Annotated in this window: 11 protein-coding genes; 6 read left to right on the top strand and 5 right to left on the bottom strand. The window is 71.8% G+C overall.

Annotated features, from left to right (window positions below):
* Positions 1 to 5: 5 nt before the first annotated feature.
* From ABZS66_RS04135 to ABZS66_RS04120, 4 genes are all read right to left on the bottom strand, one after another.
* Positions 6 to 2933, bottom strand: a complete 2928-nt coding sequence (locus ABZS66_RS04135) for a thiamine pyrophosphate-dependent enzyme (protein WP_354754940.1) — start codon at positions 2931 to 2933, stop codon at positions 6 to 8.
* 64 nt (positions 2934 to 2997) lie between these two features.
* Positions 2998 to 3441 carry an NUDIX hydrolase gene (locus ABZS66_RS04130; RefSeq protein WP_354754938.1) on the bottom strand — a complete coding sequence of 148 codons (444 nt, stop codon included), beginning with the start codon at positions 3439 to 3441 and terminating at the stop codon, positions 2998 to 3000.
* 53 nt (positions 3442 to 3494) lie between these two features.
* On the bottom strand, positions 3495 to 3899 hold the full coding sequence (locus tag ABZS66_RS04125) for a secondary thiamine-phosphate synthase enzyme YjbQ (RefSeq protein ID WP_354754936.1): 405 nt from the start codon (positions 3897 to 3899) through the stop codon (positions 3495 to 3497).
* Positions 3900 to 3929: 30 nt separating this feature from the next.
* On the bottom strand, positions 3930 to 4358 hold the full coding sequence (locus ABZS66_RS04120; RefSeq protein WP_354754934.1) for a hypothetical protein: 429 nt from the start codon (positions 4356 to 4358) through the stop codon (positions 3930 to 3932).
* A gap of 274 nt (positions 4359 to 4632) precedes the next feature.
* On the opposite strand from ABZS66_RS04120, the gene aceE reads away from it, so the two are divergent.
* Together aceE and ABZS66_RS04110 are read left to right on the top strand one after the other, a co-directional pair.
* Complete coding sequence (aceE, locus tag ABZS66_RS04115) at positions 4633 to 7377, top strand: pyruvate dehydrogenase (acetyl-transferring), homodimeric type (RefSeq protein ID WP_354754932.1); 2745 nt, start codon at positions 4633 to 4635, stop codon at positions 7375 to 7377.
* Positions 7378 to 7972: 595 nt separating this feature from the next.
* A complete protein-coding gene (locus tag ABZS66_RS04110) occupies positions 7973 to 8371 on the top strand; it encodes a hypothetical protein (RefSeq protein ID WP_354754930.1) in 399 nt (132 codons plus the stop codon).
* A gap of 271 nt (positions 8372 to 8642) precedes the next feature.
* Here the strand turns inward: ABZS66_RS04110 and ABZS66_RS04105 are convergent, their stop codons facing one another.
* Positions 8643 to 9269, bottom strand: coding sequence for a bifunctional DNA primase/polymerase (locus tag ABZS66_RS04105; protein WP_354754928.1), 627 nt, complete (start codon positions 9267 to 9269; stop codon positions 8643 to 8645).
* Positions 9270 to 9462: 193 nt separating this feature from the next.
* On the opposite strand from ABZS66_RS04105, the gene ABZS66_RS04100 reads away from it, so the two are divergent.
* From ABZS66_RS04100 to ABZS66_RS04085, 4 genes are read left to right on the top strand one after another with little or no spacing between them, the layout of a single operon-like run.
* Entirely contained in the window at positions 9463 to 10695 is a 1233-nt protein-coding gene (locus tag ABZS66_RS04100) for a helix-turn-helix domain-containing protein (RefSeq protein ID WP_354754926.1), read from the top strand.
* Positions 10696 to 10715: 20 nt separating this feature from the next.
* Positions 10716 to 11294: a flavoprotein gene (locus ABZS66_RS04095; RefSeq protein WP_354754924.1), complete on the top strand. Its 579-nt coding sequence runs from the start codon at positions 10716 to 10718 to the stop codon at positions 11292 to 11294.
* Between the two features lie 9 nt (positions 11295 to 11303).
* The gene (locus ABZS66_RS04090; protein ID WP_354754922.1) at positions 11304 to 12107 is read left to right on the top strand and encodes a Nif3-like dinuclear metal center hexameric protein; all 804 of its coding nucleotides are present in this window, start codon (positions 11304 to 11306) and stop codon (positions 12105 to 12107) included.
* The gene (locus ABZS66_RS04085) at positions 12097 to 12837 is read left to right on the top strand and encodes a C4-type zinc ribbon domain-containing protein (RefSeq protein ID WP_354754920.1); all 741 of its coding nucleotides are present in this window, start codon (positions 12097 to 12099) and stop codon (positions 12835 to 12837) included. Before ABZS66_RS04090 ends, ABZS66_RS04085 begins: the two co-directional genes overlap by 11 nt.
* Position 12838 lies beyond the last annotated feature (1 nt).

Raw genomic sequence — 12838 nt, 5'->3', positions numbered from 1 at the left:
CTAAACTACCGGGCCAACAGTGATCTCGCCCCCTGGACGATCTGTTCCTCGGAGACGAGCACGTGGTTGGCGGCCGGGCCGAGCGGCACGAACGAGTCCACGGCGGCGACCCGGCGGGCGACCCCGACGTAGCCGGCGTCGACCAGGGCCGCGATGACGCCCTCGCCCACGCCGCCGGAGCGGCGGGTCTCGTCCACGACCAGCACCCGGCCGGTGTCCGAGGACTGCTTGATGATGTCGCCGACCGGCAGCGGGGACAGCCAGCGCAGGTCGACGACCCGGCAGGCGATGCCCTCGCCGGCGAGCCGCGCCGCCGCCCGGAGCGACAGCCGCACCCCGTTGCCGAAGGTGATGATCGTCAGGTCGTCGTTCGGCCCGCTGCCGTACGTCCGGGCGCGGCCGATCGGCACGTGGATGGCCGACCATTCGCTCGGCGGAGCGTAGTCGGACAGCCACCAGGTGTCGCTCTCGGTGTGCAGGTCGCGGGTGTGGTACAGCGCGATCGGCTCCAGGAACACGCACACGCTCCCGTCGACGACGGCGCTGGCCAGGCACGTCCGCAGCATCGGCGCGGCGTCCTCGGCCCGGGACGGGGCCGCCACCACCAGGCCGGGGATGTCCCGGAGCACGGCCAGGGCGTTGTCGTTGTGGAAGTGGCCGCCGAAGCCCTGCTGGTACGCCAGCCCGGCGACCCGGACCACCATCGGGTTGTGGAACGCGCCCTGCGAGAAGAACTGCATCGTGGCCGCCTCGCCGCGCAGCTGGTCCTCGGCGTTGTGCAGATAGGCGAGATACTGGATCTCCGGTACCGGCAGCAGGCCCGAGATCCCGGCACCGAGGCCGAGCCCGAGGATGCTGGTCTCGTCGAGCAGGGTGTCGAAGACGCGCGTCGCGCCGAAGCGGTCCCGCAGGCCCTTGGTCACGCCGTAGACGCCACCCTTCGCGGCCACGTCCTCGCCGAAGACGACCATCTGGGGGTACGCCAGCATCGCATCCGTCAGCGTCGCGTTGATCGTCTGGGCGAGGGTCAGCGGCCCGGCCCGCTCCGGGAGCCGGCCGTTGAAGGCGGCGGCCCGGGTGGGCGGCTGCCCGTTGCCGTTGAGCCGGCTGTCCCGCGCGGGCTCGGGGGCGTCCCGGTCGGGCCGCGCCGCCCCGGCCGGCGACACCGGCTCCGGGTCCGGCCACTCCTCGTCCTCGTCCTGGGCCGAGGCCGAGGCTGAGGTGGAGGCTGAGGTGGAGGTGGAGGCCGACGAATCCGAAACATCGGAAAAGTGCGGCAGGGCTTCCGCGGGGGCGGCCGAACCCTGGGCGACCGGCGGACCGGAGGCAGCCGAACCGTCCGCCGCCGGCGGGCCGGACGCCGCCGAACCATGGGCCGGCAGCGCAGCGGCCGCGGAGCTCGTGGAGGTCAGGGCCGAGTTGGACGAACCGGCGGCGGGAGGAGCGGACGTCGGAGCGCCGTGCACGCCCGGCCCGCCCGCGGAGGGCTGCGCGCCCAGGCCGCCCGCGGAAGCGTGGCCGCCCGCAGCGGACTGCACGGTCGGCGGAACGTCCGCGGCTGGGTCGGACGGCGACGCGCTGTGACGGCCGGCCACAGGCTCAGCCGCAGCAGCGGAGGCCGGAGACGAAGCCGAAACGGCCCCGGAGGGCGCCCACAGCGGCTGGCCGGCGGTCATCCGTGGCGCCGGTCCGCCCGCCCGGGTGAACTCCAGGTCGTCGCCGATCGCCGCGACGTCGCCGTCCTCGTCGTCCATCAGGGCCGTCGCCGCGTCGCTCACCGCGCGCGAGACCCGGACCGGGCGGCGCGGGGCCAGCGGGGCGGTCACCTCCGAGGCGTTCGCCAGGCGGGGCTCGCCGAGCACCTCCTCGGCCACCCGGCGCACGTCCCAGCCAAGCTCGTCGTAGCGGGCCATGAGCTCGGCCGGGGTGGCCACACCGGCGTCGACCAGCAGGCGGGCGGTGCGGACGAGCGGGTCGCGGGCGAGGTCGGCGGCGATCTCGACGGGGGTGCGGTACGCCATCTCGGCGTCGGCGCCCGCGTGGCCCATCAGCCGGATCGTGGTGAGGTGCAGGACGGCCGGGCGGCGGTACCGCCGGACCCAGGCCGCGGCCTCGGCGGTCTTGTCGTAGGTGGCCGCGCTGTCGGTGCCGTCGGCGGCGTAGTACCGCAGGCCGGGGCGGCTCTGCAGGGCCGCGGTGACCCAGCCCTCGGGCGAGCGGACGCTGATGCCCAGCCCGTTGTCCTCGCAGACGAAGAGCAGGGGCAGCTTGATGCCGACGTGGTCGCACCAGCCGGCGGTGTTGAACGCGGCGGTGGCGGCGGCGTGGTTGATCGAGGCGTCGCCGAAGGAGCACACGACGACCGCGTCGGCCGGCCAGCCGTGCCCGTTGGCGGGCGGGTTGAGGCGGCGGCCGCGGCCGAGGGCGTACGCGATGCCGACCGCCCGCGGCAGGTGCGAGGCGATCGTCGACGTGGTCGGGATGACGTGCAGGTCGGCGTGGCCGAAGACCTTGTGCCGGCCGCCGGCGATCGGCTCCCGGGCCGAGGCCATGACCCCGCGCAGCACGTCACGGATCGGGTCGCTGCCCGCCACCTGGCCGGCGCGCATGCAGTAGAAGCCGCCCGAGCGGTAGTGCAGCAGCGCCGGGTCGGTCGGGCGCAAGGCCGCCGCGACCGCCGCATTCCCCTCGTGGCCCGACGACCCGATCGTGTAGTAACCGGCGTCGAAGCTGCGCAGCCAGCGGGCCGCCAGGTCGAGATGCCGGCTCGTCGACTGGGCGTCGTAGAGCGCCCGGGCCTGCGCGCCGGTGAGCGCGGTGTCGTCCCGCACCGGCTCGTCGACTGCCCGGATGACCGTGGTGGTGACGAGCCCGGCAAGCTCCGCGCGAAAGCGCTCGTCGAGATCCTGAGGGGTGGTCACGCTCGACAGCATGGCCGAAAACGGTCATCGGATGCCACTCCCGCCCGGGATCCCGACCGTCGCGGCGCCCGCCGGGTCAGCCCTTCCCGCGCTCGGCGAGGGCCTTGTACTGCTCGGAGGCGAGGAATCCGGGCACCAGGCGGACGGCGGTGACGCCCAGGTCGAGGGCCAGGATCTCGTCGGGTGTGAGGAAGACCATGGCCTGCCCCTCGCCGAGGACGACGTCGTCCTGGGCGGCGTCGGTCGGGCCGAAGTAGACGTGCATCTCGACCAGCCCGTCCACGGTGGACACGGACGGGCGGGTGCCGGTGAAGTAGTGCTCCAGGGCTCCGGCGGTCAGGCTGGTCTCCTCCAGCACCTCGCGGCGGGCCGCCTCGATCGGCTCCTCGCCCTCCTCGATCTTGCCGCCGGGCATCGCCCACTGGTTCGGCGAGACCTTGGCGTGCTGGTCGCGGTGCTGCATGAGGATCCGGCCCTCGGGGTCGACCAGGAAGACGACGGCGACGCGGCGCTCGATCACGGCATCAATCCTCACGCGTGGCGGCGCTCAGGCCGCGCGGATACCCGGTTCATTCATCCGGACAGGAACGAGAAGCGGACCTGGCGGGTGGCGTTGTCACCGTTGGGGTCCACCAGACAGACGGACTGCCAGGTGCCGAGCGCGATCCGGCCGCCGATCACCGGCAGCGTCGCGTAGGGCGCGACGAACGCCGGCATGACGTGGTCACGGCCGTGGCCGGGGGAGCCGTGGCGGTGCTGCCAGCGGTTGTCCGCCGGCAGCACGTCGTCGAGGGCCCGGAGCAGGTCGTCGTCGCTGCCGGCGCCGGTCTCGATGATGGCGACCCCCGCCGTGGCGTGCGGGACGAAGACGTGCAGCAGGCCGTCGCCGAGGCCGGCCACGAACCGGCTCGCCTCGTCGGTGATGTCGCGCACGACCGGCCGGGAGCCGGTCTTGACGGTGATGACCTCGGTCTGCATCGGCACAGTTAAGCAGGCGGCCGGGTGAAATCAGTCGCTGGAGCTGGAACTCGAGGAGCCCGAGTCGGAGCTCGACGAGCCGGAGTCGGAGCTGGAACTGGACCCGGAATCCGAAGAGGACCAGCCGGAGTCCGACGAGGACGAGCCGGAGTCCGAGGACGACCAACCCGAGTGATGGTCGTGGTGGATGGTGTGGCCATAGGTGTGGTACCCCGGGCTGGAGTCCCCGGAGGGCGAGGACGACGAGGACGACGAGGACCAGGTCTGGTGGTGGTGGTTGTCGGGCGTCCAGTTCGGCCCGAGATCATGACCACCACCGCCGGAAGAGCTGGTGAACGTGCCGCGCATCGGCCGGGTGACCTTGCGGACGACGGTCACCACGACGACCACGGCGATGATCACGGCCACCGTGACGATGCCGCAGGGGAGGAGCAGCCACCAGGCGGAGTTGTCGGACACGGGCGGCACCGTAGCCGACCGGAGGGCCTGGGATACTCAAAGAGTCGCCGTCCCGTCAATAGTGAAACGCCACAGTAGTTACTCGCCGGTATCGTGTCGAGCGTCGCAGTTGGCGGTCAGTAGACGTGACGGACGGCGCCGGGGACGGGCAAGATTGGACATGGGCTCACACAACGGCCATGAACCATCGAGCCACACCCCATCGGCCACCCAGACCGGTCGCAGCGATCCGTCGCACCCGCCGTCCGGTCGCGACGTTTGAGAAGGAACGCCTGTGTCCACCGAACGCAAGCGCCCGGTGATCAGCGACGGCCTACCGAGCCAACTGCCGGACATCGACCCCGAGGAGACCACCGAGTGGGTCCAGTCGCTGGACGGAGTGATCGACGAGCGCGGCACAAAGCGCGCCCGTTACGTCATGCTGCGACTGCTGGAGCGTGCCCGGGAGCGACAGGTCGGCGTCCCGCCGCTCACGACCACCGACTACATCAACACCATCGCACCGGAGCGCGAGCCCTGGTTCCCCGGTGACGAGCACATCGAGCGGCGCATCCGCGCCTACATCCGGTGGAACGCCGCGATGCTGGTGCAGCGGGCGCAGCGCCCCGACGTCGGTGTCGGCGGCCACATCTCGACGTTCGCGAGCGCCGCGAGCCTCTACGAGGTCGGCTTCAACCACTTCTTCCGCGGCAAGGACCACGCGGGCGGCGGCGACCAGGTCTTCTTCCAGGGCCACGCCTCCCCGGGCATGTATGCGCGGGCGTTCCTGGAGGGCCGGCTCAGCGAGCAGCAGCTCGACGGCTTCCGCCAGGAGCTCTCGCACCGGGGCTTCGGCGGCGGCCTGCCCAGCTACCCGCACCCCCGGCTCATGCCGAGCTTCTGGGAGTTCCCGACGGTCTCGATGGGCCTCGGCGGCATCAACGCCATCTACCAGGCGCGCTTCAACCGGTACCTGCACAACCGGGGCTTCAAGGACACCTCCGACCAGCACGTATGGGCCTTCCTGGGCGACGGCGAGATGGACGAGCCGGAGTCGATCGGCGCGATCGGGGTGGCGGCCCGCGAGGAGCTCGACAACCTCACCTTCGTGATCAACTGCAACCTCCAGCGCCTCGACGGCCCGGTCCGCGGCAACGGCAAGGTCATGCAGGAGCTGGAGGCGTTCTTCCGGGGCGCCGGCTGGAACGTGATCAAGGTCGTCTGGGGCCGCGAGTGGGACCCGCTGCTCGCCGCCGACACCGACGGTGCCCTGGTCAACCTCATGAACGTCACGCCCGACGGTGACTACCAGACGTACAAGGCCGAGTCCGGCGCCTACGTCCGCGAGCACTTCTTCGGCCGTGACCCGCGCACCCGCAAGATGGTCGAGCACCTCTCCGACGACGAGATCTGGAATCTCAAGCGCGGCGGCCACGACTACCGCAAGCTCTACGCGGCGTACAAGGCGGCCACCGAGCACACCGGCCAGCCGACGGTCATCCTGGCCAAGACGATCAAGGGCTGGACGCTCGGCTCGCACTTCGAGGGCCGCAACGCGACCCACCAGATGAAGAAGCTGACGCTCCAGGACGTCAAGGACTTCCGGGACCGGCTGTATCTCGACATCCCCGACAGCTCGATCGGCGAGAACCCCTACGCGGTGCCGTATTACAAGCCCGCCGAGGACTCCGACGAGATGCAGTACATGCGCGAGCGGCGGGCGGCGCTGGGTGGCGCGGTGCCGCAGCGGCGCACCACGCACATCCCGCTCCAGCTGCCCGAGTCGTCGGTCTACGGCGACATCAAGCGCGGCTCGGGCAAGCAGAAGGTCGCCACGACCATGGCGTTCGTCCGCATGCTCAAGGACCTGATGCGCGACAAGGGCATGGGCAAGCGCTGGGTGCCGGTCATCCCCGACGAGGCGCGCACCTTCGGCATGGACTCGCTCTTCCCGACCGCGAAGATCTACTCCCCGCACGGGCAGAACTACACGCCCGTCGACCGTGAGCTCTTCCTGTCGTACCGCGAGTCGACCAGCGGCCAGATCCTGCACGAGGGCATCAACGAGGCCGGCTCGGTCGCCTCGTTCACCGCCGCCGCGACCAGCTACGCGACCCACGGCCAGCCGATCATCCCGGTGTACATCTTCTACTCGATGTTCGGCTTCCAGCGCACGGCCGACGGGATCTGGGCGGCCGCCGACCAGATGTCGCGCGGCTTCCTGCTCGGCGCCACCGCCGGCCGCACCACGCTCAACGGTGAGGGTCTCCAGCACGAGGACGGGCACTCGCTGCTCATCGCCGCGACCAACCCGGCCGTCGTCGCCTACGACCCGGCGTTCGCGTTCGAGATCGCGCACATCACCGAGAACGGCGTCAACCGGATGTACGGCGAGGCCCCCGAGGACCTCATCTACTACCTGACGATCTACAACGAGCCGATCTTCCAGCCGGCCGAGCCGGAGGACCTCGACGTCCAGGGCCTCCTGCGCGGCCTGTACCGCTACCAGGCGGCCCCGGCGGGCGAGGGTCCCAAGGCGCAGCTGCTGGCGTCCGGCACGGGCATGCAGTGGGCGCTCAAGGCGCAGAAGCTCCTCGCCGAGGAGTGGGGCGTCGCCGCCGACGTGTGGTCGGCGACGTCGTGGACCGAGCTGCGCCGCGACGCGATCCAGGCCGAGGAGCACAACCTGCTGCACCCGACCGACGAGCCCCGCGTGCCGTACGTGACGCAGGCCCTCGAAGGCACGGCCGGCCCGGTGATCGCGGTCAGCGACTTCATGCGGGCGGTGCCGGACCTCGTCGCCCGGTGGGTGCCGAACGACTACACCTCGCTCGGCACGGACGGCTTCGGCCTCTCCGACACCCGCCACGCCCTGCGCCGCCACTTCCACGTCGACGCCGAGTCGATCGTGGTCGCCACGCTGCGCCAGCTCGCCCGCCGCGGCGAGGTGCCGGCGTCGGCACCGGCCGAGGCGGCCAAGAAGTATGCGATCGACGACGTCAACGCCGCCCCGGTCGGTGAGACCGGCGGCGACTCCTGACCGACCGCGCACCACGGCCCAGGGCCGCGTCCCGCACGCCGGGATGCGGCCCTGGTCCCTTTTCGGAGGCGAATTCGCGAAATCGCCCGCCAATTGACATCCGGTGTTTCCCGCGCCCCTGCGAAAAGGACGGCGCGCCGTCGGCGGAGCGGTCCGGGCCGGTCGTACGCTGGTCAGGTGCCGTCCGGGCGGGGGAGGTGCCGGCGGTACGGCCGGACTCGCCCGATTCGGCACAAGGCGGGCGGGACGCGCCCGAAAAGCCGGAACCGACCGGCCGAACGGGGCACCGGGGCGAGTTGATCGGCTGTGTCCATGACCTGCCGATTCGTGGAATGCCGATGATCGGCCCGCGCCGATGTCGAGGTGCTGCAAGATCTGTAGGTATGACGCATGGTTGAAGGCGATGTCGAACTGCCGACAGCCAACCTCACCGAATTGTCGAACCATGCCTTGGGACGCGCCGTATTCACCGAAGACCCTGAAGTCATTCTTCAGGGAACATGAAATGTATCTGTACCGCCGCGACCGGGCGGTACAGCCGGAGTTGACCGCAACGACCGACGCATCCGCATCCAGTGAAAGGCGCAGCACGCCGATGCAACCGGACGCCGTCGCGCTGGTGGTCGCCTATCTGCGCGCCCAGGAGCACCTGGCCGACGTCACCGTCGTGACCGTGCGGCCCGCGGACGTCGCCGGCCGCGTCCCGGTGCTGCTCGTCGAGGCGGTCGGGGAGCCCGCGACGTCGCGGATGCCCTGGGCCCGGCGCGTGTACTGGCACCTGGGCCTGCAGGTCTGGGCGGCTGGCGGCGAGGCGACCGGCATCGTCCGCGGCGCGTTGACCGCGCTGGTGGCGGCCCGCGACGTGCGGATGCCCGACGGCGGCCGGATCGTGCGGGCCGACCCGGCGGCCGAGCCGATCGACATCCCCGACCGGCGGGCCGGCGGGGACCTCCAGCGGGTGGTCGCGACGGTCGACGTGGCGGTCCGTCCGTAAGTCGCCATAGTCGCGCGGCAATCTATTGCGAAGATGATCAATAGAGTAGATCGTCACTCAATGTTGAGTAGGTAAGTGCGCAACCGTTGAGTATTCACGGGCCCGGTATAGGGGTCGACGTAGGGCCACCACGACGCTACGTTGGGCATCGGCATGAATTCTGCACGTGAATGTTTGTGCACGGCCGCCCTGCGGATCATGCCACGCGGCTTCGCAGCAGCACAGGCTCCGCAGGACGAGACCGACAGGAAGCCCCGTCATGGATTTCCGGTTACGCCGCCGCGCGCCACGTGGCCCGCTGGCGGGACGAGAACGACGGACCGGCGCCGATGGCGTCGAGCATGATCGCCTGGACCGCGTACGGCTCGGCGGGTCGCCAGCCGTGTGCCTCCGGCGGCAGTTCCCAGCGCACCCGGCCCCCGAGCTGCGGGCTGGGCGGGGCGGGAACCCACGACCCCTGACCGTGCAGGACCACGCCGGCCTGCTGCGCGAGCTCCGGCAGGACGCCGTGGCCGGGCAGCACCAGAAACATCCAGCGATCGCCGGGGGCCACCGCCACCGGCCCGCGCGCCGCGACGAACCCGTCGCCGAGCAGCGCCGCGCGCCCGAGGGTGGCCGGCACCTCCAGCACGTCGAACGCCCGGCCGGTCGGCAGCAGCACCGTGTACGGATGGACGCGCCAGTAGCCGGCCACCACGTCGGCCGCGGTGGCCGGCGGCAGCGGCGCCGGGTGGCAGGCCGCGGTCCGGCAGCCCGGCTCGCCGCAGTCGAAGCGGCGCTCCAGCGAGTGCCGGCCGGCGCGCCGGCCCACCAGGAACGAGCCCGGCTGCACGGGCCAGCCGTGCGCCGCGTACTCGGCGGCCGCCCGGCGCAGCTTGAACCGCTCCCACGCGAGCATGAACGCCTCCTGCCGGCCGAGATCACACGGAACTGCGCACAGCACCACGTCGCGTCACCGGACGCGTTGTGCGTCGTTGGCAATGGCGACGGGGCCTGCAACTTGCACGACCGAACATATGACCCGGCAACACGGACGGACCGCACATTTCGTGTGATATCGACCGAATGGGTGACCTTTCGAGGTGAGCGACGTGGATGAGCTGCCCATCGGCCGCCGCGTGGCGTACTGGCGGAACCGCCGCAAGATGTCCCAGCAGGTCTTCGCCGACCGCCTCGGCAAGTCCAAGAGCTGGGTCGACAAGGTGGAGCGGGGTGTCCGGCGGCTCGACAAGTTCTCCGTGGTCTACGAGATCGCCGACGTCCTGCAGCTCGACGTGCAGATGCTGCTCGGTCGAGACCCCGAACGGCGGCCGGACAGCGTCAACTGCGTCGACCAGGTCGAGGTCGAGGAGATCCGGGCGGCGCTGGAGCGCTACGACCAGATCAGCGCGTTCTTCTGCCCCCCGCCCGAGCCGCCGCCGCTGACCGAGCTGCGGAAGGCGGTCACCCACGCCTGGCTGTCGTACCAGCACGCGAAGTACGGCATGCTCACCCGCACGCTGCCCCGGCTGTTGCGCGAGGCCCAGGCGGCCGACACGGCGTTCAGCGACGGCCCGCAGGCCGGCGAGGCCGCCCACCTGCTCGGCCAGGTGTACCAGATCTCCTCCTCGGCCCTGCGCAAGCTCGGCGAGCACGAGCTGTCCTGGCTGGCCGCCGACCGGTCCGTCGCGGTGTCCCAGCGGGCCGGCGACCAGCTGCTGGCCGGCACCGCGACGGTGCGGGTCGCCCAGGCGCTGCTGGCACTCGGCCGGGCCCGCCCGTCGCTGGAGATCAACGTCAACATCGCCACCCGGCTCGCGCCGGGGACCAACGGCAACGACGCCTCGCCCGAGCGGTTGTCGGTCTACGGCCAGCTGCTCATGCAGGGCGCGATGGCGGCGGCCCGGATCGGCGACAGCGCCACCGTGCGCGACCTGCTCAACGGCGCCGAGGAGGCGGCCCGCGGGCTCGACTACGACGCCAACTACTACTGGACGTGCTTCGGCCCGACGAACGTCCAGCTGCACCGGGCCGCGGCCGCCGTCGAGCTCGGTGAGGGACGGCTGGCGGTGGAGGTACACGAGCAGCTGGATCCCGAGGGGTTCAACGCGCTGCTGCCCGAGCGGCGGGCCCACCACTACCTCGACCAGGCCCGCGCCCGGGCCCTCATCGGCGAGCTCGAGGTGGCCAGCGAGATGCTCCTGGAGGCCGACCGGCTCGCCCCCTCGGAGATCCGCTGCCGGCCGCTGGCCCGGGAGGTGCTCAGCGACGTCCTGCGCCGCATCCGGGGTACGCCGTCCGCTTCTGTGGCTGAACTTGCCGAACACATGAGCGTCGGCGTGTAGCCGCAGTGCACAATGCCGGCATGTCCGGACGTGTCCTGTACGTCGTCGTGTGCGGGTCGCCGTGCACCCAGGGTGCCGGCAAGCTGGTCTCGCTCGCCCAGGAGCGGGGCTGGGAAGTCTGCGTGGTCGCCACCCCGGATGCCCTCAAATGGGTCGACATCCCCCGCGTTGTCGCCCAGACGGGGCATCCGGTGCGGCATCGGTACAAATATCCCGGAGAACCCGACGTCCTGCCGGCGGCCGAGGCGATGATCGTCGCCCCGGCCACCGCCAACACCGTCAACAAGTGGGCGGCCGGCATCGCCGACACGCTCGCCCTGGGCCTCATCGTCGAGGGGCTCGGGATGGGCCTGCCGATCGTGGCGATGCCGTTCACCAACGCGGCGCTGGCCGCGCACCCGGCGTTCGGCGAGTCCGTCAGGCGGCTGCGCTCGTGGGGCGTCACCGTCCTCTACGGCGACGACGTCCTCCGCCTGCCCCCACCGGGCGCCGGCGACCAGTTCATCGACGAGTTCCCGTGGGAGCTCGCGCTGGACGCCCTCGACGAGCACCCGTCCCTGCAGGCCCAGCGCATCGCCGACACCGGCGGGGTGGAGTAACGTCACGCCGTGCGCGTCGCCGATCTGGTGCGGCTGCTGGAGCAGCGCTACCCAACGTCCTGGGCCGAGGACTGGGACCGTGTCGGGTTCGTCCTCGGCGAGCCCGACGCGCCGGTCACGAAGGTCCTCCTCGCCGTCGACTGCGACCCGGCGACGGTCGAGGAGGCCGTGGCCGCCGGGGCCGAGTTCCTGTTCACCCACCATCCGCTGCTGCTGCGCGGCGTCTCGACGCTTGCGCCGAGCACCTACAAGGGGCGCATCGTCCACCGGCTGATCCGGGCGGGCGTCTCGCTGTACACCGCCCACACCAACGGCGACGTGGCCAACCCGGGGGTGTCGGACGTGCTCGCCGCCCGCCTCGGGCTGGTCGACGTCCGCCCGCTGCGGCCGTCCCGCGACGACCCGGCCCGGGGGCACGGGCGCATCGGCCGGCTGCCCCGGCCCACCACGCTGGAGGAGTTCGCCGGGTTCGCCGCGCCGCTGTTCGCCGGCGGTGTCCGGGCGGCCGGGCCACCATCCACGCCGATCACTACGGTGGCGGTGTCCGGCGGTGCCGGCGACGCATTCCTCGGCGACGCCGCGCGGGCGGGCGTTGACGCATACTTGACCGCGGACCTGCGCCACCACCCGGCCCAGGAGCACCTGGCGAACGGCGGTCCGGCCCTCCTCGACGTCAGCCACTGGGCGTCGGAGCGGCCGTGGCTCGACGACGTCGCGGCGTTCCTGCGCGCGGAGGCCGGCGTGGAGACGATCGTGTCCGATGTGGACACGTCGCCCTGGACCCTGTGGAGGACTCCCACCAGTGAAAGCTGACCCGTCGGCTCAGCGTCGGCTGCTCGACCTGCAGGCGATCGACATCGCGCTGACCCAGCTCGCGCACAAGCGCAAGTCGCTGCCCGAGCACGCCGAGCTCGACAAGCTGGCCCGTGAGCTGTCGACGCTGGAGGACCAGCGGATCCGGGCCCAGGTCGCCGTCGACGACCTCGACCGCGACATCGATCGGCTGGAGCGCGACGTCGAGCAGGTGCGCGGCCGCAAGGACAAGGACCAGGCCCGGCTCGACGCCGGTACCGGCCCGTCCCGCGAGCTGGAGGCCCTCCAGCACGAGATCGGCACCCTCAACCGCCGGCAGAGCGAGCTGGAGGACGCCGAGTTGGAGCTGATGGAGCAGCGGGAGACCGCGCAGGCCGCCCTCGACGAGGTCGTCGGCCGCCTGGAGGCGTCCCGCGGCACCCGCGACGAGGCGGAGCGCCGCCGCAGCGAGGCCCTGGCCGCCATCGCCAAGGACGAGGAGTTCCGCCAGGCCGGCCGCCGGCCGCTCGCCGCGGACCTGCCGGCCGACCTCGTCTCGCTGTACGACAAGATCCGGGAGAACAGCGGAGGCATCGGCGCCGCCATGCTCCGCCAGGGCCGCTGCGAGGGCTGCCGCATCGAGCTGTCCGGCGGTGACCGGGTCCGGGTCCGGGCCGCGCCCGCGGACGAGGTCGTGCGCTGCGAGGAGTGCCGCCGCATCCTGGTCCGCACGGCGGAGTCGGGGCTGTAGC

Source organism: Dactylosporangium sp. NPDC005572, from assembly GCF_040605515.1.
Lineage (GTDB): Bacteria > Actinomycetota > Actinomycetes > Mycobacteriales > Micromonosporaceae > Dactylosporangium.
The sequence above is the reverse complement of the archived record's forward strand: the minus strand, read 5'-3'. Positions and strand labels throughout refer to the sequence as shown.